Below are 25,758 nucleotides of genomic sequence, written 5' to 3'. Positions count from 1 at the left end.
GCCTGCTCACGCTCCCGTGGCGACGAGGACGACGGCGACCGCGAGGACGACGGTGCCGGCGAGCAGCGCGCTCACATAGGTCTGGAGATTGCCGGTCTGGGCACGCCGTACGGCGACGCCGAGCCAGCGGGGCAGGGCTCCCGCACCGCGCACATAGGTCTCGACGACCTCACGGTCCAGGAACCGGACGAGGTCGGCTCCGGCCCGGACCGGGCGGACGAAGACGGCCGTGTACAGGGCGTCCAGGTGGAAGCCGACGGCCGCGTGGCGGTGCAGGGGCCCGAGCAGCAGCCGCCCGGGGTCCGCGGGGTCGGGCGCGTGTGCCACGTCTCCGTAGGCGGGCTCGTGGGTGGCGATGGCCTCGGCCTCGACCCGTCCGGCGTCGCCCTCGGGGTGGGCGGCGACCGCACCGAGCGGCACGCGGGCCGCGACCGCGTTGGTGTGCCGCCACGCCGCGTAGGTGACGATGCCGCCGATCAGGGCCACGCCCGTGCCGACGACGGACGTGGTGAGCGTCGGGGTGAGGTCACGGCCGTCGAACCAGTCGGGCAGCACGCGGTAGGCGAACGCGCCCAGGGCCAGGGAAGGGGCCGCGAGGACCCACAGGACCACGTTCATCGTCAGTGGCTGACGGCCGTGGTCAGGGGCCTCGGCGCCGCGTCCGTCGAAGGCCAGCAGCCACAGGCGGGTCGCGTACGCGGCGGTGAGCAGGGCCGTGAGGAGGCCGGCGACCAGGGTGATCCAGCCCGCGACACCGGGCGCGTGCTGGGTGTGGCCGGTGGCGACGTGCTCGGCGGCGCCCAGGACGGACTCCTTGGAGAAGAAGCCGCTGAAGGGCGGGATCGCGGCGAGCGCGAGGAGCGCCACGGTCATCGTCCAGAAGGCGTCCGGGACGCGGGCGCGCAGGTCCTTCATGCGGGACATGGCGGCCAGTGAGTTGGTGCCGGCGGCGTGGATGATCACGCCCGCCGCGAGGAACAGCAGCGCCTTGAAGGCGCCGTGGGACAGGAGGTGGAAGACGGCGGCACCGCGGTCGCCGACGGCGAGGGCGCCGGTCATGTAGCCGAGCTGGCCGATCGTCGAGTAGGCGAGGACGCGCTTGATGTCGTCCTGGGCGAGCGCGGCGAGACCGGAGCCGACCATCGTGACGGCGGCCATGACGGCGAGGACGACCATCGCGGCCCGGGACGACTCGAAGACCGGGAGGAGGCGGGCGATGAAGTAGACGCCAGCGGCGACCATCGTCGCGGCGTGGATCAGCGCGGAGACGGGGGTGGGGCCGGCCATGGCGTCGGGGAGCCAGGTGTGCAGCGGGAACTGCGCCGACTTGCCCGCCACGCCCGCGAGGAGGAGCAGGGCGATCAGGGTCGGATGGTCGAGTCCGCCGTGCACGACGGCGTCGAGGACCTTCGTGATCCGGAAGGACCCGGCGTCGGTGGCGAGCGCGAACAGGCCGATCAGGAAGGGGACGTCACCGAGCTTGGTCACCAGGAAGGCCTTGAGGGAGGCGGCGCGGGCCTCCGGGGTCTCCCAGTAGTGGCCGACCAGGAAGTACGAGCAGATGCCCATGATCTCCCAGCCCACAAGCAGCACGATCAGGTCGCCGGAGTAGACGACGAGCAGCATCGCGGAGGTGAAGAGGGAGACCAGAGCGGCGTACGAGGGGTAGCGCGGGTCGTCGCGCAGATAGCCCGTCGAGTAGATCTGCACACAGGTGGCGACTAGACCGACCAGGACGGCGACGAGCGCGGCGAAGCCGTCGATGTGCAGGGCGAGTTCGATCGGGACCGAGCCGGTCGGGGTGAGCTCGGTGGCGGCGTCCACCGCCTGGTCGCCGCCCTGGCGTACAGCGACCACCGCGGCCAGCGCGAGGGCGGCCAGGGGAGGCAGGACGGCGAGCGGGCGCACGAAGCCGGGGGCCGTGCGGCCCAGGAGCAGTCCGGCCGCGGCTCCCAGGAAGGGCAGGAGGGGGACGAGGACGGCGAGGGTGGTCGTGGTCACGCGGTGGCCTCAGCCTTCCCGGCCCGCCCGGATCGTGCGGCCTGCTCGGCCGGGCGGGCGTCGCTGTCGGAGTCGTCGCGGTGGTCGGGGTCGTGGCCCTCGGCCGTGTCGCGGAGTCTGTCGATGTCGGCGGTGCCGCGGTTGCGGTGGACGGCGAGGACGATCGCGAGGCCGATGCCGATCTCGGCGGCGGCGATGGCGATGGTGAACAGGGTGAGGGCCTGGCCGGAGTGCAGTGTCTCCTCGGCGGTCTTGCTGAGCCACACGTCGAAGGCGACCAGGTTGAGGTTGACGGCGTTGAGCAGCAGCTCGACCGACATCAGGACGAGGATCGCGTTGCGGCGGGCGAGGACACCGTAGAGACCGGTGCAGAAGAGGAGGGCGGAGAGTACGGCGGGATAGGCGAGATGCATCAGCGGGCGCCTTCCTGCTCGGGGGACTCGGGTGCCTTGGCCGACGCGGGTTCCTCGGCTGCCGCGGATGTCTCGGCTGCCGCGGTTGTCTCGGCCGACGTGCTGCCCTTGGCCGAGTTGGTTCCCGATACCGACTCATTTCGCCCGATCCGGTGATTACGGAAATCCGGGGCGGATGGGGAACCACCGGTCGCAGCTCGGGAGTTCACAGGGGGAGAGCTCGACTCCGCCTTCGCCTTGCGGGACAGGACGATCGCGCCGACCAGTGCCGCGAGGAGCAGGACGGAGAGGGCCTCGAAGGGGAGGACCCAGTTCTGGAAGAGGCTCGCGCCGGTGACCTCGGTGGAGCCGGCAGCGGCACCGTCCAGGTCGATCCAGGTGGCACGGAAGGCATCGACGACCACCCAGACCAGAGCGGCCGCCGCGGCGACGGCCACGCCGAGGGCGGCCCACCGGTTGCCGGAGTCCGCGTCCGGGGAGCGGCCGATGGGGGCCTTGGTGAGCATCAGACCGAAGAGAAGGAGGACGACGACGGAACCCACATAGATCAGGACCTGCACCCAGGCGATGAACTCGGCGGTGAGCAGGAGGTACTCGACGGCGAGGCCACCGAGGGCCACCACCAGCCACAGGGCGGCGTGCACCAGTTGCCTGGTGGTGACGGTGACGATCGCGGCGCCGAAGGTGACCAGGCCGACGAGGAGAAAGGCGATCTCGACGCCGGTCGGGGAGAGGAAGCCGTGCGCCTCCTGAGCGAGGGTCACGACTCGTCCCCCTGGGGATCGGCGGGCGCGGTCGGCTCCGCCGCCTGGGCCGCCGCCAGCTTCTCGGCGGTCTTGCGGGCGGTGGCGATCTCCTTCGGCTCCTCGGCACCGGGGTCGAGGGCCGGCGGGGCCGGGACAGTCCACATCCACTCCCGGAGCTTGTCCCGCTCGTGGGTGAGCTCGCGGATGTCGGTCTCGGCGTACTCGAACTCCGGGGACCAGAACAGGGCGTCGAAAGGACACACCTCGATGCAGATACCGCAGTACATGCAGAGGGAGAAGTCGATGGCGAAGCGGTCGAGGACGTTACGGCTGCGTTCGCGGCCACCGGGGGTCGCCGCAGGGACCGTCTCCTTGTGCGAGTCGATGTAGATGCACCAGTCGGGGCACTCACGGGCGCAGAGCATGCAGACCGTGCAGTTCTCCTCGAACAGGCCGATCACGCCGCGGGTGCGGGGCGGGAGGTCGGGCTGGGCGTCGGGGTACTGCTCGGTGACGGTCTTCTTCGTCATCGTGCGCAGGGTGACGGCCAGGCCCTTGGCCAGACCGGAGCCAGGAATGGGGGCCATGGTTACTGGATCACCACCTTGACGATGCCGGTGAGGGCGATCTGGGCGAGGGAGAGGGGGACGAGGAGGGTCCAGGAGAGTTTCTGGAGCTGGTCCTCACGCAGACGGGGGTAGGTCACGCGGAGCCAGATGACGACGAAGGCGAGCACGGCCGTCTTGAGGAGGGTCCAGACCCAGCCGAGACCGTCGGCGCCCCAGGGACCGTGCCAGCCGCCCAGGAAAAGGACGGTGGTCAGGCCGCACAGGACGACGATTCCGGCGTACTCGGCGAGGAGGAACAGGGCGAAGCGGAGGCCGGTGTACTCGGTGTAGGCGCCGAAGATGATCTCCGAGTCGGCGACCGGCATGTCGAAGGGGGGTCGCTGGAGTTCAGCGAGGCCGGCCACGAAGAAGACGATCGCGCCGACGATCTGCCAGGGCAGCCACCACCAGTGGAAGGCGTCGACGATGCCGGGGAGGGAGACGGTTCCGGCCGCCATCGCCACCGAGGCGGCGGTGAGGAGCATCGGGAGTTCGTACGCGAGCAGCTGGGCGGCGGTGCGCAGTCCGCCGAGGAGGGAGAACTTGTTGGCGGAGGCCCAGCCGGCCATGAGGGAGCCGAGGACACCCACGCCCATCACGGCGAGCACGAAGAACACGCCGGCGTCGACGACCTCGCCGACGGCGCCCTCGCCGGGGCCGATCGGGATGGCGAGGAGGACGAGGAGATAGGGCAGGAGGGCGACGGCGGGGGCGAGTTGGAAGACACGGCGGTCCGCGCCCGCGGGTACGACGTCTTCCTTCTGGGCGAACTTCACGCCGTCCGCGACGAGTTGGGCCCAGCCGTGGAAGCCGCCGGCGTACATGGGCCCCAGGCGGCCCTGCATGTGGGCCATCACCTTGTGCTCGGTCTGACCGATGATCAGGGGGAAGGTGAGGAAGACGACGAAGACGATCAGGAGTCGCAGGGCGACGTCGAGAGCGTCGTTCACTGCGGGCCTCCTGCGGGCTTGTCGGGACCGGGGTTGGTGCCGGTGTCGGTGTCGGGGTCGGGGTCTTCGGGGTGGGCGGAGGTCTGGGAGTCCTCAGGAGCCCCGTCCTCGCCGGAGGTCGTGGGCTTCTCGGAGACCGTCGGTTCCTCCCGGCGCTCGGGGCCTCGGCCGGCAGCGGGTTCGTCGCCGGTCGCGGTGTCTTCCGGGGCTGAGGGTTCCGGAGTGGTCGGCTCCTTGGAGGGTCCGCGCCCGCCGGGGGTTTCAGGGCGCTCGGCAGCCGCACTGTCCTCGGGTGGGGAAGGGCGCTCGGAGACTCCGGTGTCCTCGGTGGTGGGCGTCCGCTTCGGTTCCGGGTCGTCGAAGGCCGGGCGGGCGTGGTGCCACGGTGCGTCCGGGCTGCGAGGAGCCGCGGGGGGCTTCCGCGGTGCGGAGCTCGTTTCCGTGTCGTCGGTCGACGGCTCGGAGCCGGGTGGGGTGGCCCTCTGGCTCGCCGAACCGCCCGACGCGGTCCGTGCACGACGGGGGCCGGCCGGGGCACGGCCCGCTGCCGTTCCCGGGGGCTGAGCCGCGGGCGCGTCCGACGCCGGGGTCTGCGAGGCGGGTTCGGGCGTGTCCGACGCCGGGGTCTGCGACGCGGGCGCTGGCGCGTCCGGCGCCGGGGCCTCCGAGGCGGATGCCGGTGATCCCTTCGCCGAAGCGGCCGACGAGGATGTGGGTGAGGACGGGGACGTGGAAGAGCCGGTTGCCGGAGTCTCCGGATCGGGCATGCCGCTCGCCGGGGTCGCCGAACCAGGGTCCGCGCCGACACCGGCGTCAGTGCCCTCGGCCCTCGGTGCGGTCTGGCCGGCCGGACCCTGAGCGGCGGAGGGTGCACGCCGGGGCACATCGCTCTGCGGGGTGGCGGCGGCATCCTCCGTCGCCCCGGACGCGGTGCGGCTCGCCGAGCCCGCGTCTCCCGCACCCAGCCGACGTGGACCGGTCCCGGTGGCGCCCGAACTCCCGGATGCCCCGGAGACCTCCGCCTGACTCACCGACCCGTCCGCAGCCGAACGCGCCCGACGCGGACCCGCCCCCGCAGCGCCCGAACTCCCGGACCCCCCGGACCCCTCCGCCTGACTCACCGACCCCTCCGCAGCCGAACGCGCCCGACGCGGACCCGGGCCAGGACCAGGACCAGCAACCCCGGACGCACCCGTCACCGGCGCCGCACCCGTGCCCGCCGCCGCACCCGTCCCCGCCGCCTGGCTCGTCGAGCCCTCTGCTGCTGAGCGGGATCGGCGAATCGGGCGGTCGGCGGCGGATCGGGGCGGGCGTTCTGAGGGGGTGCGGGCCTGGCCGCGGGTGGGGGCCGGGGGGAGTTGGCCCTTGAGGGGGCCCCATTCGTTCGGGTCGGGGACTCCTGGAGGGAGCATCTGGCGGCGTTTGGGGCCACCGTGTTCGGACTCGCCCGGTTCCTTGGCGCCGGGCCAGGCCTTGGCGACGCGAGCGGCCAGGACGAAGTCCTTGCGGAGGGGGTGGCCCTCGAAGGTCTCCGGGAGGAGGAGGTGGGCGAGGGAGGGGTGACCCTCGAAGGTGACCCCGAACATTTCGTGGGTCTCGCGCTCGTGCCAGGCGGCGCCCGCGTAGAGGTCGACGGCGGTGGGCAGGGCCGGGGTCTCGTGGGGGACCGTCGTGCGCAGGAGCAGGCGTCGTACCGGGGAGAGGGCCGCCACGTGAGCCGCCACGCGGAAGCCGGTGCCGGGTTCGTCGACGGCGCTGAGCCAGTCGAAGTAGGTGCAGCCCAGTTCGTCGCGGGCGACACGCAGGGCGGTGAGCCAGCTCGTGGGCGGGACGTCGACCGTCAGGACCTCGTAGGACTCCTCGGCGGTGGCCTCGGGGCCGAAGAGTTCCTCGGCGGGGGCGGGCAGCCAGCCGACGGCGGTCACTGTGCGCCCCCCTCGCTCGGAGCGGGCGCCGGCGGCCTGACCAGGCCGCTCTGCAGCGCTGCCGCCGACGGGCGGGCGGCGGGTGTCCCGTACCGCTCCCCCAGCGACTCGCGCGCGATCTTCTCCTGGAGCTTCAGGATGCCCTGGAGCAGGGCTTCGGGGCGGGGCGGGCAGCCGGGGACGTAGACGTCGACGGGGATGATCTGGTCGACGCCCTTGGTGACGGAGTAGGAGTCCCAGTACGGGCCTCCGCAGTTGCTGCACGCGCCGAAGGAGATGACGTACTTCGGCTCCGGCATCTGTTCGTACAGGCGCTTCACCGCCGGTGCCATCTTGTCGGTGACCGTGCCGGAGACGACCATCAGGTCGGCCTGGCGCGGGCCCGGGGCGAAGGGGATGACGCCGAGGCGGATGAAGTCGTGACGGGCCATGGACGCGGCGATGAACTCGATGGCGCAGCAGGCGAGGCCGAAGTTGAAGACCCAGAGGGAGTACCGGCGGCCCCAGTTGAGGATCACCTTCATCGGCTCGGGGGCGAGACGGGCGAGGGCGCCCAGCCGTTTCGGCTCCGGGAGCAGCACGGCCTCAGCGGCCTCAGCGGGCACAGCGGGCTCAGTCGCAGGGTTCACGTCCATGCCAGGACACCCTTCTTGTACGCGTACAGCAACCCCACGGCGAGGAAGCCGAGGAAGATGAACATCTCGACGAGGGTCGTCGCGCCGTAGCCGGGGGCGGCGAAGACCGTGGCCCACGGGAACAGGAAGATCGAGTCGACGGCGAAGATGACGTAGAGGAAGGCGTAGACGTAGTAGCGGACCTGGGTGTGGGCCCAGCCCTCGCCGACGGGGTCGACTCCGCACTCGTACGTCAGCAGTTTCTCGGGGGTGGGGACCACGGGTCGCAGCAGCCGTCCGGCGCCGAAGGCGACCGCGACGAACAGCACACCGACGACGGCGAGCAGTCCGACGACCGAGTACGACTGGAAGTAGTCCGCCGCGACGACGGTCGGATCGACGACGGTTGCATCGACTGCATCGACGACGGTCGGTTCCGGCACGTCCGCCCCTCGCTCCCTTGTGAACACGCTGAGCCACGCTGAACAGGCTGAACAACTGACGACACTGTTCGACGATCTGTACGCACGGGAGTCTAGGCCCTGATAAAGGGACGGTAAGCAGCCCGTCACCCATCGAAAGCCGACCGGAAGTCCGAGGTGGGGTTTTCCCCAGCACGCCGCGGCGGTCCGCCTCATGGCGCGCGGCGGTCTCGCGCGGCACGCTAGCCCATATGACCGAACGCCACTCGTCCCTGAGCCGTGCCGTGACCACCGGCAGAGACGGCGGATCCGACGACGGCCGGCCGCCGCCGGCCCGTTTCGCCTTCGACGCACACACCTGGAAGGAGATCGCGCATCTCCTGGCGAACCTCCCGGTGTCGATCCTCGGCTTCACCTACGTCGTGACCGTGCTCTTCACCGGCTTCTGGCTGACCGTCACGGTGATCGGGCTTCCGCTGCTCGCGGCGGGTCTGCTGGGCGCGCGGCAGCTGGGCAAGCTGGAGCGGGCGCGGGCCCGGGCGCTGCTCGGGGTGCGGGTGGACGAGCCGAGCCCCCTGCCGTGGCGCGCCAAGAACGGCGGCAACGGCTTCTTCGCCCAGCTGTGGCTGGGGGTGAAGGACCCGGTGGGCTGGCGGACGGTGCTGTACGACTTCATCCGGCTGCCGTGGGGCGTGCTCACCTTCACGATCACGTTGACGTCGCTGTTCGTGCTGTGGCCGGTGCTGCCGTTCATCGCGCGGGGCCTCGCCAACGTCGACCGGGCGATGGTGCGCGGTCTGCTGTCGCCCTCCGACGAGCTGGAACGCCGTATCGCCGAACTGGAGTCGGACCGGGGGGTCGTGGTGGACACGGCCGCCGCCGATCTACGGCGTATCGAGCGCGATCTGCACGACGGGGCGCAGGCCCGGCTGGTCAACCTGGCCATGGGGCTCGGCCTGGCGAAGGAGAAGCTCCTGGAGGACCCGGAGTACGCGCAGGCGATGGTCGCGGAGGCGCACGGCGAGGTGAAGCTGGCGCTCCAGGAGCTGCGGGATCTGGCGCGGGGCATCCATCCGGCCGTCCTGACCGACCGCGGGCTCGATGCCGCCCTCTCGTCGGTCGCCTCGCGCTGCACGGTCCCGGTGAAGGTGACCGCCGACCTGGACGCGCGGCCGGTGCAGGCGATCGAGGGGATCGCCTACTTCACCGTCTCCGAGCTGCTCCAGAACATCAGCAAGCACAGCGGGGCCAGGTCGGCCTCGGTCGACGTGTGGCGGGCGGAGGACCGGCTGCTCATCCAGGTGTGGGACGACGGCCGCGGCGGCGCCCGGCTGGACGGCGGCACCGGTATGCGCGGACTCGCGGAGCGGCTCGACGCGGTCGACGGGCTGTTCGTCATCGACTCGCCGCCGGGCGGCCCGACGGTCGTCACGGCGGAGCTGCCCTGGCGGGACCGGGTCCCGGAGCGGCCGTAGAGGAAGGGGGTGGGGAAAACCCCCCTTCCAAGACGCCGACGGCCTCCATGGTCCGTTGAGCTGCGGCCCAGCAGGGTGGAGGTACGACACCACAGGCGCGGGACGAGAGAAGAAGGACGACGGCGATGGCCACGGACTACGGGTACGACAGTGGGCTCGGGTTCCCCGAGACGGTACGGCGGCACCGGGTGCCGGCCGGGCTGCGGGCGCCGTTCGAGGGACGGACCTGGCGGGAGTTCGGCTATGTGCTGCTGAGCCTGCCGATCAGCATCCTGATGTTCACCTACGCCATCACGATGATCTCGCTCGGCGCGGGCCTCCTCGTGACCTTCCTCGGCATCCCGGTCTTCGCGGCCGGTCTCGCCGGGTGCCGTGGGCTCGGGGCGCTGGAGCGGGCGCGGGCCCGGGGGCTGCTGGGTCTGGAGGTCGGCGATCCGGAACCGCTCAGGATGCGGAAGTCCGGGTTCATGGCGTGGATCGGGGCGGTCCTCAAGAGCGGGACGTCGTGGCGGACGCTGCTGTACTCCGTGGTGCACCTGCCGTGGGCGCTGTTCTCCTTCGTCGTCGCGGTGAACTTCTGGGTGTACGGCTGGGCGCTGCTGACGTATCCGCTGTGGTTCTGGGTCTTCCCGGCGTACGTCGGTCAGGACGGGCTCCAGCTCTACGGCGACCAGACCCACCACATCTACCTGGACAACCCCTTCGAGATCGGCGTGACCGCGCTGGTGGGGCTGTTGTTCACGCTGGCCACGCCGTGGATCGTGCGGGCGCTGACGACGGTGGACCGGGTGATGGTGCACGGGCTGCTGGGGCCGACCCGGCTGTCGGCGCGGGTGGTGGAGCTGGAGTCGGACCGGGGGATCGTGGTCGACACGGCCGCCGCCGACCTGCGTCGGATCGAGCGGGATCTGCATGACGGGGCCCAGGCCCGGCTGGTGGCTCTGGCCATGGATCTGGGGCTGGCGAAGGAGAAGCTCACGGAGGATCCGGCCGCGGCGGCGCGGATGGTGGACGAGGCGCACGGCGAGGTGAAGACGGCGCTCCAGGAGCTGCGGGATCTGGCGCGGGGCATCCATCCGGCGGTGCTGACCGACCGGGGGCTGGACGCGGCGCTGTCCGCGGTGGCGTCCCGGTGCACGGTGCCGGTGCAGGTGGAGGTGGATCTGCCGGCCCGGCCGGCGCCGGCGATCGAGGGGATCGCGTACTTCACGGTGTCGGAGCTGTTGCAGAACATCAGCAAGCACTCCCGGGCGACGTACGCGGCGGTCGACGTGTGGCGGGTGGAGAACCGGCTCATGCTCCAGGTCGTGGACAACGGGGTGGGCGGTGCCGACGTGTCCGCCGGGTCCGCGCTCGCGGGGCTGGCGGAACGACTCGACGCGGTGGACGGGATCCTGGTGGTGGACTCGCCGGTCGGGGGGCCGACCCGGGTGACGGCGGAGTTGCCCTGGCGGGGGGAGCGGGTGTGACGGGCGCCGAGGGAGGTGGCGGTGGGGGTTTTCGCCCCCGCCGCCCCTACCCGTCCCGTCCCGTCCCCAGGGGCTGCCGTCCCTTCGACCCCGCCCCTTCAGCCCTGCTCCTGGAGGCTGCGCCCCCAGACCCCCATCGGCCCTGAAGGGGCCTCGTCCTCAAACGCCGGACGGGCTGGAGTGCCCGGACCGGCGTCGTCCCGTGCTCTCGGTCCTCTCGGTCCTCTCGGGCCTTTGTTCGTATCCGGGGCCCTTAATCCCGTTGCCCGCACCCCTGCGCATGCGAATGCTGGAATGCTGGACATGTCCAGCGGATGGGCTGGCAGTGGGCTGGGGGGCCGAGAGTCGTGGAGGACAGGGTGCGGGTGGTCATCGCCGAGGATTCAGTGCTGCTGAGGGAGGGCCTGACCCGGTTGCTGACCGACCGCGGGCACGACGTCGTGGCCGGTGTGGGCGACGGGGAGGCACTGATCAAGACCATCGGTGAGCTGGACGCCCAGGGCGAGCTGCCCGACGTCGTGGTCGCCGATGTGCGGATGCCCCCGACCCACACGGACGAGGGCGTGCGAGCCGCCGTACAACTGCGCAAGGAACATCCCGGTCTCGGGGTACTCGTACTGTCGCAGTACGTCGAGGAGCGGTACGCCACCGAGCTGCTGGCCGGGTCCAGCCGCGGGGTGGGGTACCTGCTCAAGGACCGGGTCGCGGAGGTGCGTGAGTTCGTGGACGCGGTGGTACGGGTGGCCGAGGGCGGTACCGCTCTCGACCCGGAGGTGGTCGCTCAGCTGCTGGGACGCAGCCGCAAGCAGGACGTGCTCGCCCATCTCACGCCCCGGGAGCGCGAGGTCCTGGGACTGATGGCCGAGGGGCGCACCAACTCGGCGATCGCGCGGCAGCTCGTCGTGAGCGACGGGGCCGTGGAGAAGCACGTCAGCAACATCTTCCTGAAGCTCGGGCTGTCGCCGAGCGACGGGGACCACCGCAGGGTGCTGGCGGTGCTCACCTATCTGAACTCTTGAGCTTCTGACACCGTGTCAGGAAAAGGGAGAACCGCCGGAACACAGGGAGCGTCTTCAAGGAAAGCGCCGGGGGGCGTGCACATGGTGACAAGTCAGGGAGCCGAACCGTCTCAGAACCGCGTCCATCATGCGAATGGCCGAGGGAAGGCGACCCCTGCGGTCGTAGGGTTGATCCTGGGAAGGTCTGCGGGAAGGCCGCTCCCGAAACCCCGCCTCGAGGGAGGTCCAGTTCAGTGACCAGTCAGGTCAGCAGCCCAGCGGAGCAGGCCGACGAAGCCGTCGTGGGAGAGCAGCGCAAAGAGGCAGGCGTGAAGGACGTCCGCCGCCTCGACCGGGTGATCATTCGTTTCGCGGGCGACTCCGGTGACGGGATGCAGCTCACCGGGGACCGTTTCACCTCGGAGACGGCGTCCTTCGGCAACGACCTGTCCACCCTTCCCAACTTCCCCGCCGAGATCCGGGCCCCTGCCGGAACCCTGCCGGGTGTCTCCTCCTTCCAGCTCCACTTCGCCGACCACGACATCCTCACCCCGGGTGACGCGCCGAACGTGCTCGTGGCCATGAACCCGGCCGCCCTCAAGGCCAACATCGCCGACCTGCCGCGCGGTGCGGAGATCATCGTCAACACGGACGAGTTCACCAAACGGGCGATGCAGAAAGTGGGGTACGCGGCCTCGCCGCTGGAGGATGGATCGCTCGACGGGTACAGCCTTCATCCGGTCCCCCTGACCACGCTGACCGTCGAGGCCCTCAAGGAATTCGACCTCAGTCGCAAAGAGGCCGAGCGCAGCAAGAACATGTTCGCGCTCGGCCTCTTGTCGTGGATGTACCACCGGCCCACCGAGGGCACGGAGAAGTTCCTGCGGACGAAGTTCGCGAAGAAGCCGGAGATCGCCGAGGCGAACCTGGCGGCCTACCGGGCGGGCTGGAACTTCGGCGAGACCACCGAGGACTTCGCGGTCTCCTACGAGATCGCGCCGGCCACCAAGGCCTTCCCGGTCGGCACCTACCGCAACATCTCCGGGAACCTCGCGCTGTCCTACGGACTGGTCGCCGCGTCCCGCCAGGCGGACCTGCCGTTGTTCCTGGGCTCGTACCCCATCACCCCGGCCTCGGACATCCTGCACGAGCTGAGCAAGCACAAGAACTTCGGCGTACGGACCTTCCAGGCCGAGGACGAGATCGCGGGCATCGGCGCGGCGCTGGGCGCGGCCTTCGGCGGGTCCCTTGCCGTCACCACCACGAGTGGCCCCGGTGTGGCGCTGAAGTCGGAGACCATCGGGCTCGCGGTCTCCCTGGAGCTGCCGCTCCTGGTGATCGACATCCAGAGAGGCGGCCCGTCCACCGGTCTGCCGACCAAGACCGAGCAGGCGGATCTCCTCCAGGCGATGTTCGGGCGCAACGGCGAGGCGCCGGTGCCGATCGTGGCCCCCTGCACCCCGGCCGACTGCTTCGACGCGGCGCTGGAGGCGGCCCGGATCGCGCTGACCTACCGCACCCCGGTGATGCTGCTCTCGGACGGCTACCTGGCCAACGGCTCCGAGCCGTGGCGGATCCCGGAGCTGGACGAACTCCCGGACCTCACCGTGCAGTTCGCGCAGGGCCCCAACCACACCCTGGATGACGGCACCGAGGTCTTCTGGCCCTACAAGCGCGACCCGCAGACCCTCGCCCGACCCTGGGCGGTGCCCGGCACGCCCGGACTCGAACACCGCATCGGCGGCATCGAGAAGGAGGACGGGACCGGGAACATCTCCTACGCCCCGGCCAACCACGACTTCATGGTCCGTACCCGCCAGGCCAAGATCGACGGGATCGACGTACCGGATCTGGAAGTGGACGATCCGCACGAGGCGCGCACGCTGGTGCTGGGCTGGGGATCGACGTACGGGCCCATCACGGCGGCGGTACGGCGGCTGCGGACGGCCGGTGAGTCGATCGCGCAGGCGCATCTGCGCCACCTCAACCCCTTCCCGCGCAACCTGGGCGCGGTGCTGAAGGCGTACGACAAGGTCGTGATCCCCGAGATGAACCTCGGGCAGCTCGCCACGCTGGTGCGGGCGAAGTACCTGGTCGACGCGCACAGCTACAACCAGGTCAACGGCATGCCGTTCAAGGCGGAGCAGCTCGCCACGGCTCTGAAGGAGGCCATCGATGGCTGAGACGTCCACGGAAGGCACGGGCACGATCGAGGCACTCTCGCTGGTCCCCAAGGCCGAGGGCCGCCAGAGCATGAAGGACTTCAAGAGCGACCAGGAGGTCCGCTGGTGCCCCGGCTGCGGTGACTACGCGATCCTGGCGGCGGTCCAGGGCTTCATGCCGGAGCTGGGGCTGGCCAAGGAGAACATCGTCTTCGTCTCGGGCATCGGCTGCTCGTCCCGCTTCCCGTACTACATGAACACCTACGGCATGCACTCCATCCACGGCCGGGCGCCGGCGATCGCGACGGGCCTCGCCGCCTCGCGCCGGGACCTGTCGGTGTGGGTGGTGACGGGTGACGGTGACGCGCTGTCGATCGGCGGGAACCACCTGATCCACGCCCTGCGCCGGAACGTGAACCTCAAGATCCTGCTGTTCAACAACCGGATCTACGGGCTGACGAAGGGGCAGTACTCCCCCACCTCCGAGGTCGGCAAGATCACCAAGTCGACGCCGATGGGGTCGCTGGACGCGCCCTTCAACCCGGTGTCCCTGGCGATCGGCGCGGAGGCGTCCTTCGTGGCGCGCACGGTCGACTCGGACCGCAAACACCTGACGTCGGTGCTGCGGGAGGCCGCCGCCCACCCCGGTACGGCGCTGATCGAGATCTACCAGAACTGCAACATCTTCAACGACGGCGCCTTCGAGGCCCTCAAGGACAAGCAGCAGGCGGAGGAGGCGGTGATCCGCCTTGAGCACGGGCAGCCGATCCGCTTCGGCGCGGACCTGTCGAAGGGCGTGGTCCGGGATCCGGCCACGGGTGACCTGAAGGTGGTGCCGGTGACGCCGTCGAACGAGTCGCAGATCCTGGTCCACGACGCGCACTCGCCGTCCCCGACGACCGCCTTCGCCCTGTCCCGCCTGGCCGACCCGGACACGCTCCACCACACCCCGATCGGTGTCTTCCGCTCGGTGGACCGCCCGGTGTACGACACCCAGATGTCGGACCAGCTGGACGCGGCGATCGAACAGAACGGCAAGGGGGATCTGGGGGCGCTGCTGGCCGGGGGCGACACCTGGACGGTGGTCGGCTGACCGGCACACGGCACGTGAAGGGCCCGGAGGCGACTCGGCTTCCGGGCCCTTCCCGTTATGCGTCGGGGATGTCCCGCTTGGCGCGGAGGAGGGTGTCGCGGGTGATCACGACGATGCGCTCGTAGTCGGCACGGGCGGCGTCCGCCGGGAGCAGGGAGTCCAGCTCTTCGGTGCGGTCGGTGCCGATGACCGCGAAGCTTCCGTCGCTCAGCTCGAAGAGGTCGGGGCAGGTCTGGCCAGTGGCGCTGCCCCTGACACCCGGCGGGTCTCCGAGCCTCCTGGTGATCCGAGGTGACGAGAACTCATCGGCCAACTGCGCCTCCCTCTCCAGGGCCCGCTCAGTCGTCCGGGGCCACGACCCACCATTCTTCGAGGTCCTCAGGACGTTCGTCCATGATGGCGTCGACAGCTCTGCCGACCCGGGCCTCGAAGGACTCCGGGGCCAGGCAACTGCGCGCACCGGCCGTGCGTTCCCAGTACTCCGCGAAGTTCGGACTCCGGCGAAGAATCTTCAGGTCCCCGAGGAGCGCGCTCCGGTCGATGGATCCGATCTGGTGAGCCAGCAGAATCAGTCCGTACTGCGCGTTCGCGTTGAGCATCTGGCGACGTTTCTCATCAGACAGGTTGGCGTACTCGCCCGTGCTCAGCGAGTCCGCGAGGCCGGGGTCGTCGATCGCCCGGTCCAGGCGCTCGAGGAAGAAGCCCCGCAGCCGGATCAAGTTCGCCCGGTGCAGCTCTGTGGCGATCCTGTCGTATCCGTCCGCCATACGACCGAGCTGGTCGGCGACCTGCTGAAGCAGCTTCGGCGCCAGCTCCTCCTCATTCGGCACGGTCACGACGTCCCCCCATCGGTCGAACTCCAGCGTGCAAGCTCGAACCGATGGTGAAAAGGGAGCGCTCAGGCGCGAATTCTCTTCGCGTCGTACGCCTCGCGCGCCTCCTCGACCGCTCCCATGCGCCGTGCCGTCCACTCCGCCAGTCCCCGTACCTGTTCCGCTGCCTCGTGGCCCAGGTCGGTGAGGGAGTAGTCGACTCGGGGTGGGATCACCGGCTTGGCGTCTCGGTGGACCAGGCCGTCGCGTTCCAGGGTCTGGAGTGTCTGGGTCAGCATCTTCTCGCTCACCCGGCCGATCGCGCGGCGGAGTTCGCTGAAGCGGTGGGGGCGGTCCAGGAGGTGGAGCAGGACCAGGACGCCCCAGCGGCTCGTCACGTGTTCCAGGACCAGGCGGTGGGGGCACATCTGCTCGCCCGATGCCGCCGCCTCCAGAAGACCGCGCTCTGCACTTACCGTCATGCCAGTACCTTACTTCAAAGTGGGTACTTTCGCAGAGTTAGCGCCTCCTCTAGGGTTAGTGCCAACGCACCCCACAAGGAGATCCCACATCATGAGCATCGTCGTCACCGGAGCCACCGGACACCTCGGCCGTCACGTCGTCGAGCAGCTGCTCGAGAAGGTCCCCGCCGAGCAGGTCACCGCCGTCGTCCGTACCCCGGAGAAGGCCGCCGACTTCGCGGCGAAGGGCGTGAAGATAGCCGTCGCCGACTACAACTCCCCCGAGACCTTCGACAACGTCTTCGCGGCCGGCGACAAGGTGCTGCTGATCTCCGGCAACGAGTTCGACAAGGGCCGCCCCGCCCAGCACCAGGTCGTCATCGACGCCGCCAAGGCCGCGGGCGTGGCGCTGCTCGCGTACACCAGCGCCCCCGGCACCCTGACCGCCGCACTCGCCGACGACCACCGGGCCACCGAAGAGGCGCTGCTGGCCTCCGGTCTGCCCTGGTCGCTGCTGCGCAACAGCTGGTACAACGAGAACTACACCGAGAACCTCGCCCCCGCCCTGGAGCACGGCGCCGTCGTGCAGGCGGCGGGCGACGGCCGGATCTCCACCGCCTCGCGCGCCGACTACGCGGCCGCCGCCGTGGCCGTACTGACCGGCGAGGGCCACGAGAACTCCACCTACGAGCTCGGCGGCGACGAGCCCTGGAGCTTCGCCGAGTACGCGGCCGAGCTGAGCCGGCAGACCGGCAAGGAGATCGCCTACAACGCCGTCCCCGTGGACGCCTACGTCGAGATCCTGACCGGTGCCGGGCTGCCCGCCCCCTTCGCCCAGATCCTTGCCGGTGTCGACGCCTCCATCGAGAAGGGCGAGCTGGTCGTCACCACCGGTGACCTGGCCCGGCTGACCGGCCGCCCCGCCACCCCGATCGCCGAGTCCATCGCGGTCGCGCTCAAGGGCTGACCCCTCTCCGGCCCGCCGGGCAAGTCCCACCCCCGCCTGTCATGACCGTATGGCGATACGGGCATGACAGGCGGGGGTGCTCGGCGTTACCTTCGTGCGGGCGGGACCAGCGCGAGGAGGAGAGTCCGTGAAGTCGAGGGGCGAGCAGCACATAGGTCTGCTGAACGGCTTCGCCGCGTACGGGATGTGGGGGCTCGTGCCCCTGTTCTGGCCGCTGCTCAAGCCCGCCGGAGCCGCCGAGATCCTCGCCCACCGGATGGTGTGGTCGCTCGCCTTCGTGGCCGTCGCACTCGTCGTCGTACGGCGCTGGGCCTGGGCCGGTGAGCTGCTGCGGCAGCCGCGCAGACTGGCGCTGGTCACCGTGGCCGCCGCCGTCATCACCGTGAACTGGGGCGTCTACATCTGGGCCGTCAACAGCGGCCATGTGGTGGAGGCCTCGCTCGGGTACTTCATCAATCCCCTCGTCACCATCGCGATGGGCGTGCTGCTGCTCAAGGAGCGGCTGCGGCGGGTGCAGTGGCTGGCTGTCGGGATCGGCGCCGCCGCAGTGGTCGTCCTCACCGTCGGGTACGGGCGGCCGCCGTGGATCTCCCTCACGCTCGCCTTCTCCTTCGCCACGTACGGCCTGGTCAAGAAGAAGGTGAACCTCGGGGGCGTGGAGTCGCTGGCCGCCGAGACCGCGATCCAGTTCCTGCCCGCACTCGGCTATCTGCTGTGGCTGAGCGGCCGCGGTGACCTCAGCTTCGCCTCCGAGGGACCGGGGCACGCCGCGCTGCTCGCCTCCACGGGCATCGTCACCGCCCTCCCCCTGGTCTGCTTCGGCGCCGCGGCGATCCGGGTGCCGTTGTCCACACTGGGACTGCTGCAGTACCTGGCCCCGGTCTTCCAGTTCCTGCTCGGCGTCCTCTACTTCCACGAGGCCATGCCGCCCGAGCGCTGGGCCGGGTTCGCGCTGGTCTGGCTGGCGTTGACACTGCTCACCTGGGACGCCCTGCGCACCGCGCGGACGCTCAGGAGAGAGCTGACGAGGCCCCGCACCACCGTGACCCCGGGCGCGGCCGGCACCGTCCGGACGGCGGAGAGCCTGGCCTCGGGCCCGGAGCCGCTGGACTCGCCCGCCACGCGGCCGTAGCCCGGTTACGGCGAGGCGGAATCGGCTGAGGACAGGGCTCGGCCTAATTCGCCGCTATAAGTGGGTCCATGACGCAGACAACCCCCGCACCGGTGCACTGGAAGCTGGTCGTCGACGCCGCCGACCCGCATGCCCAGGCCGACTTCTGGGCCGCCGCCCTGCACTACGAGACCGAGGACAACGACGCCCTGATCCAGCGGCTGCTGGAACTCGGCGCGCTGCCGCGTGAGGCGGCCGTCGAGTGGCATGCCAGGCTGGCGTTCCGGGACCTGGTCGCCGTACGGCATCCGGACGATCCGTACGACAAGGACAGCGGCACCGGTCTGGGGCGGCGCCTGCTCTTCCAGCGCGTACCGGAGCCGAAGACGGTCAAGAACCGGCTCCATCTCGACCTGCACCCCGGCCAGGGTGCCCGGACGGCCGAGGTGGAGCGGCTGACGGGACTCGGGGCGAGGGTGCTGCGTGAGGTCAGTGAACCGTCGGGGGCGTGGGTGGTCATGGCGGATCCGGAAGGGAACGAGTTCTGCGTCCACTGACCGCGTCCGTATCGGTCCGGTCCGGTATACGAACTCCGCTGACCGGATTCCGCCCTTGACGGTAAGTCAACCTCAGCTTCACCATCCAGGCACCCAATCACTGTGGAACCCCTGTGAGTCCAGGGGTTCCCACGGAATTCGGAGCCCCCCACATGAAGCTCTCGGTTCCCGGACGCGTCACGGCCACCGCCGTCGTCGCCACCGTCTCCCTCCTGGCCGGCGGATCCATAGCCGGCGCGGCCCCCGCGGGACAGCCCGCGGTGGCCGCGGCCCCCGACATCCCGGTGGCCAACGTGAAGGCGCATCTGACCCAGCTCCAGTCCATCGCCACCGCCAACGGCGGCAACCGGGCCCACGGCCGCGCCGGTTACAAGGCCTCGCTCGACTATGTGAAGGCCAAGCTGGACGCCGCCGGATTCACCACGACGATCCAGCAGTTCACGTCCTCCGGCCGCACCGGCTACAACCTGATCGCCGACTGGCCGGGCGGCGACACCAACCAGGTGATCATGTCCGGCTCGCACCTCGACAGCGTCACGGCCGGCGCGGGCATCAACGACAACGGCTCCGGTTCTGCGGCCGTCCTGGAGACCGCGCTCGCGGTGTCCAGGGCCGGCCACCACCCCGCCAAGCACCTGAGATTCGCCTGGTGGGGCGCGGAGGAGCTGGGCCTGGTGGGCTCCCGCTACTACGTCAACCGCCTGTCCACCACGGACCGTTCGCGGATCAGCGGCTACCTGAACTTCGACATGATCGGCTCGCCGAACCCCGGCTACTTCGTCTACGACGACGACCCGGCCATCGAGAAGACCTTCAAGACGTACTACGCCGGCCTCGGCGTCCCGACCGAGATCGAGACCGAGGGCGACGGCCGTTCCGACCACGCGCCGTTCAAGAACGCGGGCGTGCCGGTGGGCGGGCTGTTCAGCGGGGCCGACTACGTCAAGACGGCGGCCCAGGCGGCCAAGTGGGGCGGCACCTCGGGGCTGGCCTTCGACCGCTGCTACCACTCGTCGTGCGACACCACGGCCAACATCAACGACACGGCCCTGGACCGCAACAGTGACGCGGTGGCGTACGCGGTGTGGGAGCTGTCGCAGTAACGGCCCCCACCCCTCCCCACCTGCTAACCGTCGGCGTTCCGGGCGCGTTCCGCGAGGCGGAGCATCCTGGCGCGGGCCGACTCCAGCTTGTCGGGGTCCTCGGCCGCCGGGCCCTCCCCGGCGGCCAGGTCCGTCCACAGGGTGAGCAGCTCGCGCCCGATGTCCAGGCCGCGCAGCGGATCCCGCACGGCCTTCCACGCGGTGGCCGCGCTCTGCACATTGCCGTAGGCCGCCTCGGCGTCCCCGGCGCGGTGGTGGATGTCGGCCAGATCGAGCGAGATCTCCGCGGCCTGGACCGGCTCACCGCCCAAGTAGGCGATGTAAGCGGCGAGTTCACGCACCCGCAGCACATCGGGATGTTCGGCGCCCAGAGTCTCGGACGCCTCGCCGACCACCCGCTCCGCCAACTCGGCGGCCAGGTCCGTCCGCCCTTCCCGCACGGCCTCGCTGATCCGGCCGACCGGCTCCGCGAGCACCTCGATCTCGTCGACCACCAGCCCCTCCCCCAGCACGGCCTCGGCCACGGCGTCGAACCCCCGCACAGGAGTCACCGTGGGACCGGGGTCCTCCAGGAGGGGCACCGGCTCGACGAGGGGGGCGGGGGGCCGGGGGGCGGGCGTGGCGGGCGGAAGCGGCTGGGGTGCGACCCCGGCGAAACCGGACCGCGGTGCGGCCGGTGCCGGCGGCAGGGGGCTGGACGTGTAGACGGGGTCGGTCGGCGGCAGGGGGCTGGACGTGTAGGCGGGGTCGGTCGCCGGCTGCGGGGCCGGGGCGGAGGACGGGATCGAGTCCATGACGGGCGGCGGACCGAACGCGCCCGTCGGGGGTACGGCCGTCCCGGGGGCCCGGGCCGGAGCCGGGCCGGTGGCCCCCGGATCCGGCAGCTGCCGCAGGAGCCGGGTCGGTGCCGGTTCGGCGTCCGTCGGCTGCGGTTCGGTGCCGGAGTCGTCGAGTTGCCGCAGGAGACGCGTGGGCCTTTCATCCGGGGCGGCGGGGGCCGCGGGCGGCCAGGGCTGCACCGCCGGCTCCCCGCCCGCGGCGGACGGCACCGGGCCGGCCCCCTGCTCGGCGGGCTCCGGCGAAGCCATCCGTACCGGCTCCGCGGTGAAGCGGCTGGCGCCGTCCGTCGCGACCTCCAGGGGGACCACGTAACCGATGCGGGCGTCGTGGATCGTGGCGTGAACGGCGTGGCCGCTGCTCAGGGCGAGGTGGTGGAGGTGGGTCAGGACGGTCTGGTGGAGTTCCTCGCCGGGCGGCGCGGTGACCGGCGTTCCGGCCACCGTCGCGGACTCACCCGTCAGGGGGACGCGGACGTCGATCGGGGCGGCCCCCCGCTGGTGGTCCCGCTTCTTGTCGCGGCTGAGTCGAGACATCTCATCCCTCACGGTCGTGCACGTACTGTCGAGTCTCTCCGCTCGCCCCCGGTTCTCACGTCACCGTGATGTCACAGGGCTGTTCCAGGAAAAGGGAGGCGGGTGGGATGGCAGCGTCCGGGGACGGGCAGGCGAACTGACGTGCGGCGAAAGGCGGAGAGCGTGCAGCAGGGGCCGGAGATCTGGATCCGCGGGCCGGTGGCCCCGACCGGGAGGCGGTTCGCGTGGGTGGGCACCCACGGCGGCGCCGGCGTCTCCACCCTGGCCGCCGTCTACGGCGGTCACGACAGCGGACGCGACTGGCCGGGCCCCGGCGCCCCCTCCTCCGTCCTGCTCGTCGCCCGTACGCACGCCGCGGGCCTGCTCGCCGCCCGCCGCACCCTGGAGCTCTTCCGGCGCGGGGAGCACCCGCCGGGCCTCGACCTCGACGCCGTGGTCCTCGTCGCGGACGCTCCGGGCCGGCTCCCGCGTCCGCTCGCCCAGCAGGTCAGGGAGATCGAGTCCACGGTCGACGTGTACCGCGTGCCCTGGGTCCCCGCGTGGCGCCTCGGCGACCTGGACGGAAAGCCGCCGCGCGCCACCGAACCCCTGGTCCGGCTCACCCGCGCCGCCGCCTCGTGACGGCAGCCGCCTCACCGTCCGCCCGCGACCTGGCCGCGGCGGTGCGTGCGCGCTCGCTGCGGGCCGTCGACGTCGTCGCGAGCGCCCTGGAGCGGATCCGGCGGGTGGATCCGGAGCTGTGCGCGTTCGCCGAGGTGTGGGAGGAGGAGGCGCTGCGGCGGGCCCGCGAGATCGACCTTCGCGTCGACGCGGGTGAGCGGCCGCCGCTGGCCGGGGTGCCGATCGGCGTGAAGGGGCGGCACGGGCTGCGGGGTGCGGCAGCGCTCCTCGCGGCCGGGTGCGTGCCCGTCGGCGCGACCTCCGTGCCGGGCCCCGGAACTCCCTGGCAGACGTGGGGACTCGGCGCCCACGGCCGTACCGTCAACCCCTGGCGCGCCGACCGCACCCCGGGCGGTTCCTCGGCGGGCTCCGCGGCCGCCGTGGCCGCGGGACTCGTCCCGATGGCGACGGGGAGCGACGGGGCGGGGTCGGTACGGATCCCGGCGGCCTGGTGCGGGGTGATCGGGCTCAAGACCACCAACGCCGGGCGCGGGGGCCGCGGCGCCGACGACGTCGACACCGGCGCTGGGCCCGGCACCGGCACCGGCACCGGCACCGGCGGTACGAGCGCCGACGCCGCTCCGAGCAACCCCGGCCTCACCGCTCCCGGCATCCTGGTCCGCCATGCCGGTGACGCGGTCGCCTACTGGCGCGCGGTGTCCGGCGGCGGGACCGGGAGCGCGAGGGGGACCGCAACCGGGAGCGGGACGGGGATCGCAACCGGGAGCGGCGGGAGCACCCGTCTGCCCGCCACCGCCCTCTGGTCCCCCGATCTCGGCTTCGCCGATCCCGACCCCGGCATCGTCCGGATCGCCAGCGCGGCGGCGGGGCGGCTGGCCGACGCCGGTGTCGTGCGGGCGGTCCGGCCCGGCACTCCGCTCCGCCTGCACGACCCCGCCGCCGCCTGGCTCGCCCTGCGCACCCCGGGCTCCGATCTGCGGGACTCCTACCGGGTCCGGGCGGCCAACGACCGTCTCCTGGAGGAGGCCTTCGCCGGCACCGATCTGCTGATCACGCCCACGACCCCCTGCCCGCCGCACGGTCACGAGGGCCCGGGCGACCGCTACTCCACCGCTCTCACCTGGGCGTTCAACCTCTCCGGGCACCCGGCGCTGAGCCTCCCGGCCGGTCTCGGCCCCGACGGCTGCCCGGTCGGACTCCAGCTGGTGGCCCGGCACGGCGGCGAGGCGCTGCTGCTGGAGGTGGCGCGGAGGGGCGCCGAGGCGGCGCGGGCACAGACCTGAGGGGCCCCCTGGACAGGTAATTGCGTACGCATATAATGCACGTGCGAGTATTTACCGTACGCCCACCAGCCGGGAGATCTCCATGACGCGCCGTTTCCTGTTCGTGCTCGGCAGCAGCCGCAGCGACGGCAACACCGAACTGCTGGCCCGCCGGGCCGCCGAGCAGCTGCCCCCGGACGTCGAGCAGCAGTGGATCGACCTCGCGGAGCATCCGCTGCCCGACTTCGAGGACCTCCGGCACGACACGGACCACGTGCGTCCGACGATCGGCCACACGGCACTGCTCTTCGACGCGACGCTCGCGGCGACGGACATCGTGATCGCCTCCCCGCTGTACTGGTACTCGGTCTCCGCGCACGTCAAGCGCTACCTGGACTACTGGTCGGGGTGGCTGCGCACGCCGGGCGTCGAGTTCAAGGCGACCATGGCGGGGCGCACGCTGTGGGGTGTCACCGCGCTGGCGCACGAGGAGTTCGAGGTCGCCGAGCCGCTGATCGGCACCCTCAACAACTCGGCCGCGTACATGGGGATGCGCTTCGGCGGGGTGCTCCTCGGCAACGGCAGCAAGCCCGGTGACGTCCTGCGGGACACCGACGCCCTCGCCCGGGCCAAGACCTTCTTCGACCAGGAGCCGCCGCTCGCGAAGTTCCCTTACGAGCAGGTCACGCCGTGACGTCCTTCGCCGTGAACCTCGCCCACGCCGCCGAGCCGAACACCGCCGCGTACAAGCCCTGGAGGCCGAGGTTCTTCACCAGGTCGTCCCAGTAGACCGGCTCCCGCATGAGGTCGGCGAAGGACAGCCAGTAGTGGGAGAAGAAGTACGGCTGGAGAGCGTGCAGTTGGGGTATCTGGTCGAGGATCTGGACCGTGATCAGCAGGCCCACCGTCGTGGCCATCGCCGCGATGCCGCTGTTCGTGAGCGTGGAGACGAACAGGCCGAGGGCCGCCACGCCGATCAGTGACGCGGCCACCACCAGGGCGATCAGCAGGGCCCTTCCGAGGCCTTCCGCGAAGGTGATCCGGGTCCCGGAGATCGTCGTCAGGTCGCCGAGCGGGAAGAGCAGGGCCCCCACGGTCAGCGCCGAGAGCGCGACCACCAGGGTGGCGACCAGGCAGAACGTCATCACCGTCGCGTACTTGGTCAGGAGCAGCCGGGTGCGGCCCGCCGGGGCGACCAGCAGATAGCGCAGGGTCCCGGCGTTGGCCTCCCCGGCGATCGCGTCGCCCGCGATGACGCCGATGGCCATCGGGAGGAAGAAGGGGAGGGTGGCGGCCAGGGCGGTGAAGACCAGGAAGAGGCCGTTGTTGGTGATCTGCGAGATGAACGCGGGGCCTTCTCCGCCACCGCCGCCCGCCGAGCCGCCGTCGCCGGTCTCGATCTTCACCGCGATGCCCACCAGGACCGGGACGGCCGCGAGTACGGCGAGGAGGGCGAGGGTGCGCCAGCGGCGGAAGGTGGTGTGCAGTTCGTTGCGGAAGAGGGTGCCGTAGAAGGTCGTACGGCGGCTTGCGGTGCGTGGGGGCTGGTCGCGCGGTTCTCCACGCCCCTGAGAGGCGCTCAACTCAGCCTGCGACATCGAAGCCCTCCCCGGTCAGCGCGACGAAAGCGTCCTCCAGGGAGGGCCGTTCGACGCCGAAACCCCGCACCCTGACCCCCGCCGCCACCAACGCCGCGTTGACCTCGGCCAGTTCGCCCTCCGGAGGGTCGGCGGTGACCCGGTCCTCGGCGATGACCACATCACCGACACCCTGTTCCTTCAGGATCCTCGCCGCGTCCGCCGGATCCGGTGTCGTCACCACCAGCCGCCCCCTCGCCCCCGCCGCCAGGTCCGCCACCCGGCCCTGGGTGATCAGCCGGCCCTGGGTCATCACCGCCGCGTGGGTGCAGACCTGTTCGATCTCGTCGAGGAGGTGGGAGGAGAGGAAGACCGTGGTGCCGTCGGAGGCCAGCTCCCGCACCAGGGAGCGGATCTCCCGCATGCCCTGGGGGTCGAGGCCGTTGGTCGGTTCGTCCAGGACCAGGAGGCTGCGGGGCTGAAGGAGGGCCGCGGCCAGGCCGAGGCGCTGCTTCATGCCCAGGGAGTACGCCTTCGCCTTCTTGCCGGCGGCGGCCGTGAGGCCCACCCGGTCCAGGGCCGCTCCCACGCGGGTGCGCCGGGTGCGCGGATCGGCGGTCGGGTCGGCGGCGTCGTAGCGGACGAGGTTGTCGCGGCCGGAGAGGAAGCCGTACAGGGCCGGGCCCTCGATGAGCGCGCCGACGTGCGGGAGGACGGCCCGGCCGGCGCGGGGCATGGGGCGGCCCAGGACGTGCGCCGAGCCGGAGGTCGGTTCGATGAGGCCCATCAGCATGCGGATGGTGGTGGTCTTGCCCGAGCCGTTCGGGCCGAGGAAGCCGAAGACGCTGCCCGCCGGGACGGTCAGGTCGAGACCGTCCACGGCGAGCTGGCCGCCGCGGTAGCGCTTGGTGAGGGCGCGGGTGCGGATGACGGCTCCGTCCCCGCCCGCGTCACCGCCCGCGCCGTCACCCGACCCCTCCGGGTCCGGTTCCGCGGCTGACGGCTGGTCCATCGGCTCCCTCGATTCGTCGTGCCCGC

Annotated in this window: 26 protein-coding genes; 12 read left to right on the top strand and 14 right to left on the bottom strand. The window is 71.3% G+C overall.

Annotation, left to right across the window (positions count from 1 at the left end; translation table 11 throughout):
* Positions 1 to 6: 6 nt before the first annotated feature.
* From M2163_RS29200 to M2163_RS29165, 8 genes are read right to left on the bottom strand one after another with little or no spacing between them, the layout of a single operon-like run.
* A complete protein-coding gene (locus M2163_RS29200) occupies positions 7 to 2,001 on the bottom strand; it encodes an NADH-quinone oxidoreductase subunit L (RefSeq protein WP_280895475.1) in 1,995 nt (664 codons plus the stop codon).
* Positions 1,998 to 2,414, bottom strand: coding sequence for an NADH-quinone oxidoreductase subunit NuoK (gene nuoK / locus M2163_RS29195; protein WP_280895474.1), 417 nt, complete (start codon positions 2,412 to 2,414; stop codon positions 1,998 to 2,000). Before nuoK ends, M2163_RS29200 begins: the two co-directional genes overlap by 4 nt.
* The gene (locus M2163_RS29190; RefSeq protein WP_280895473.1) at positions 2,414 to 3,178 is read right to left on the bottom strand and encodes an NADH-quinone oxidoreductase subunit J; all 765 of its coding nucleotides are present in this window, start codon (positions 3,176 to 3,178) and stop codon (positions 2,414 to 2,416) included. Before M2163_RS29190 ends, nuoK begins: the two co-directional genes overlap by 1 nt.
* Positions 3,175 to 3,747 (bottom strand): NADH-quinone oxidoreductase subunit I, encoded by a 573-nt coding sequence (locus tag M2163_RS29185; protein WP_280849894.1) that lies wholly within the window; start codon positions 3,745 to 3,747, stop codon positions 3,175 to 3,177. Before M2163_RS29185 ends, M2163_RS29190 begins: the two co-directional genes overlap by 4 nt.
* A gap of 2 nt (positions 3,748 to 3,749) precedes the next feature.
* The gene (locus M2163_RS29180; RefSeq protein ID WP_280849895.1) at positions 3,750 to 4,718 is read right to left on the bottom strand and encodes a complex I subunit 1 family protein; all 969 of its coding nucleotides are present in this window, start codon (positions 4,716 to 4,718) and stop codon (positions 3,750 to 3,752) included.
* Complete coding sequence (locus tag M2163_RS29175; protein ID WP_280895472.1) at positions 4,715 to 6,643, bottom strand: NADH-quinone oxidoreductase subunit C; 1,929 nt, start codon at positions 6,641 to 6,643, stop codon at positions 4,715 to 4,717. The genes M2163_RS29180 and M2163_RS29175 overlap by 4 nt, the downstream gene beginning before the upstream one ends.
* On the bottom strand, positions 6,640 to 7,278 hold the full coding sequence (locus M2163_RS29170; RefSeq protein ID WP_280895471.1) for an NADH-quinone oxidoreductase subunit B: 639 nt from the start codon (positions 7,276 to 7,278) through the stop codon (positions 6,640 to 6,642). The genes M2163_RS29175 and M2163_RS29170 overlap by 4 nt, the downstream gene beginning before the upstream one ends.
* A complete protein-coding gene (locus M2163_RS29165; protein WP_280849898.1) occupies positions 7,269 to 7,700 on the bottom strand; it encodes an NADH-quinone oxidoreductase subunit A in 432 nt (143 codons plus the stop codon). Before M2163_RS29165 ends, M2163_RS29170 begins: the two co-directional genes overlap by 10 nt.
* Positions 7,701 to 7,930: 230 nt before the next feature.
* Here M2163_RS29165 and M2163_RS29160 point away from each other — a divergent pair, with 230 nt between their 5' ends.
* The 5 genes from M2163_RS29160 to M2163_RS29140 all read left to right on the top strand — a co-directional run bounded on the left by M2163_RS29160 (position 7,931) and on the right by M2163_RS29140 (position 14,876).
* A complete protein-coding gene (locus M2163_RS29160; protein ID WP_280895470.1) occupies positions 7,931 to 9,154 on the top strand; it encodes a sensor histidine kinase in 1,224 nt (407 codons plus the stop codon).
* A gap of 125 nt (positions 9,155 to 9,279) precedes the next feature.
* Positions 9,280 to 10,623: a sensor histidine kinase gene (locus M2163_RS29155; RefSeq protein WP_280895469.1), complete on the top strand. Its 1,344-nt coding sequence runs from the start codon at positions 9,280 to 9,282 to the stop codon at positions 10,621 to 10,623.
* Positions 10,624 to 10,937: 314 nt separating this feature from the next.
* On the top strand, positions 10,938 to 11,642 hold the full coding sequence (locus M2163_RS29150; RefSeq protein WP_280849901.1) for a response regulator transcription factor: 705 nt from the start codon (positions 10,938 to 10,940) through the stop codon (positions 11,640 to 11,642).
* 233 nt (positions 11,643 to 11,875) lie between these two features.
* On the top strand, positions 11,876 to 13,804 hold the full coding sequence (locus tag M2163_RS29145) for a 2-oxoacid:acceptor oxidoreductase subunit alpha (protein WP_280895468.1): 1,929 nt from the start codon (positions 11,876 to 11,878) through the stop codon (positions 13,802 to 13,804).
* Positions 13,797 to 14,876, top strand: coding sequence for a 2-oxoacid:ferredoxin oxidoreductase subunit beta (locus M2163_RS29140; protein ID WP_280849903.1), 1,080 nt, complete (start codon positions 13,797 to 13,799; stop codon positions 14,874 to 14,876). Before M2163_RS29145 ends, M2163_RS29140 begins: the two co-directional genes overlap by 8 nt.
* Before the next feature lie 55 nt (positions 14,877 to 14,931).
* On the opposite strand, the gene M2163_RS29135 is transcribed toward M2163_RS29140, so the two are convergent.
* From M2163_RS29135 to M2163_RS29125, 3 genes are all read right to left on the bottom strand, one after another.
* Positions 14,932 to 15,189 (bottom strand): hypothetical protein, encoded by a 258-nt coding sequence (locus M2163_RS29135; RefSeq protein WP_280849904.1) that lies wholly within the window; start codon positions 15,187 to 15,189, stop codon positions 14,932 to 14,934.
* A gap of 25 nt (positions 15,190 to 15,214) precedes the next feature.
* Positions 15,215 to 15,712 (bottom strand): DUF6082 family protein, encoded by a 498-nt coding sequence (locus M2163_RS29130; protein WP_280849905.1) that lies wholly within the window; start codon positions 15,710 to 15,712, stop codon positions 15,215 to 15,217.
* Between the two features lie 62 nt (positions 15,713 to 15,774).
* Positions 15,775 to 16,170 (bottom strand): helix-turn-helix domain-containing protein, encoded by a 396-nt coding sequence (locus M2163_RS29125; protein ID WP_280849906.1) that lies wholly within the window; start codon positions 16,168 to 16,170, stop codon positions 15,775 to 15,777.
* 91 nt (positions 16,171 to 16,261) lie between these two features.
* Here M2163_RS29125 and M2163_RS29120 point away from each other — a divergent pair, with 91 nt between their 5' ends.
* The 4 genes from M2163_RS29120 (at position 16,262) to M2163_RS29105 (ending at position 19,887) form a co-directional block, all read left to right on the top strand.
* Entirely contained in the window at positions 16,262 to 17,116 is an 855-nt protein-coding gene (locus tag M2163_RS29120) for an SDR family oxidoreductase (protein WP_280895467.1), read from the top strand.
* Between the two features lie 184 nt (positions 17,117 to 17,300).
* On the top strand, positions 17,301 to 18,248 hold the full coding sequence (gene rarD / locus M2163_RS29115) for an EamA family transporter RarD (RefSeq protein ID WP_280854121.1): 948 nt from the start codon (positions 17,301 to 17,303) through the stop codon (positions 18,246 to 18,248).
* A gap of 68 nt (positions 18,249 to 18,316) precedes the next feature.
* A complete protein-coding gene (locus M2163_RS29110; RefSeq protein ID WP_280895466.1) occupies positions 18,317 to 18,784 on the top strand; it encodes a VOC family protein in 468 nt (155 codons plus the stop codon).
* A gap of 152 nt (positions 18,785 to 18,936) precedes the next feature.
* A complete protein-coding gene (locus M2163_RS29105) occupies positions 18,937 to 19,887 on the top strand; it encodes a M28 family metallopeptidase (protein WP_280895465.1) in 951 nt (316 codons plus the stop codon).
* 23 nt (positions 19,888 to 19,910) lie between these two features.
* Here M2163_RS29105 and M2163_RS29100 read toward each other — a convergent pair whose 3' ends face one another.
* Entirely contained in the window at positions 19,911 to 21,260 is a 1,350-nt protein-coding gene (locus M2163_RS29100; protein WP_280895464.1) for a hypothetical protein, read from the bottom strand.
* A gap of 162 nt (positions 21,261 to 21,422) precedes the next feature.
* Here M2163_RS29100 and M2163_RS29095 point away from each other — a divergent pair, with 162 nt between their 5' ends.
* From M2163_RS29095 to M2163_RS29085, 3 genes are all read left to right on the top strand, one after another.
* Positions 21,423 to 21,881: a DUF6668 family protein gene (locus tag M2163_RS29095; protein ID WP_280895463.1), complete on the top strand. Its 459-nt coding sequence runs from the start codon at positions 21,423 to 21,425 to the stop codon at positions 21,879 to 21,881.
* Positions 21,878 to 23,164 (top strand): amidase, encoded by a 1,287-nt coding sequence (locus M2163_RS29090; RefSeq protein WP_280895462.1) that lies wholly within the window; start codon positions 21,878 to 21,880, stop codon positions 23,162 to 23,164. Before M2163_RS29095 ends, M2163_RS29090 begins: the two co-directional genes overlap by 4 nt.
* 82 nt (positions 23,165 to 23,246) lie before the next feature.
* A complete protein-coding gene (locus tag M2163_RS29085) occupies positions 23,247 to 23,837 on the top strand; it encodes an NAD(P)H-dependent oxidoreductase (protein ID WP_280849913.1) in 591 nt (196 codons plus the stop codon).
* Here M2163_RS29085 and M2163_RS29080 read toward each other — a convergent pair.
* Together M2163_RS29080 and M2163_RS29075 are read right to left on the bottom strand one after the other, a co-directional pair.
* Positions 23,827 to 24,741 carry an ABC transporter permease gene (locus tag M2163_RS29080; protein ID WP_280895461.1) on the bottom strand — a complete coding sequence of 305 codons (915 nt, stop codon included), beginning with the start codon at positions 24,739 to 24,741 and terminating at the stop codon, positions 23,827 to 23,829. The two genes, M2163_RS29085 and M2163_RS29080, sit on opposite strands and share 11 nt — an antisense overlap.
* Positions 24,728 to 25,732, bottom strand: a complete 1,005-nt coding sequence (locus tag M2163_RS29075; protein ID WP_280849914.1) for an ABC transporter ATP-binding protein — start codon at positions 25,730 to 25,732, stop codon at positions 24,728 to 24,730. Before M2163_RS29075 ends, M2163_RS29080 begins: the two co-directional genes overlap by 14 nt.
* Positions 25,733 to 25,758: the final 26 nt, after the last annotated feature.

It is taken from the genome of Streptomyces sp. SAI-135 (assembly GCF_029893805.1).
Lineage (GTDB): Bacteria > Actinomycetota > Actinomycetes > Streptomycetales > Streptomycetaceae > Streptomyces.
This window is presented reverse-complemented; position numbering and strand designations above follow the sequence as displayed.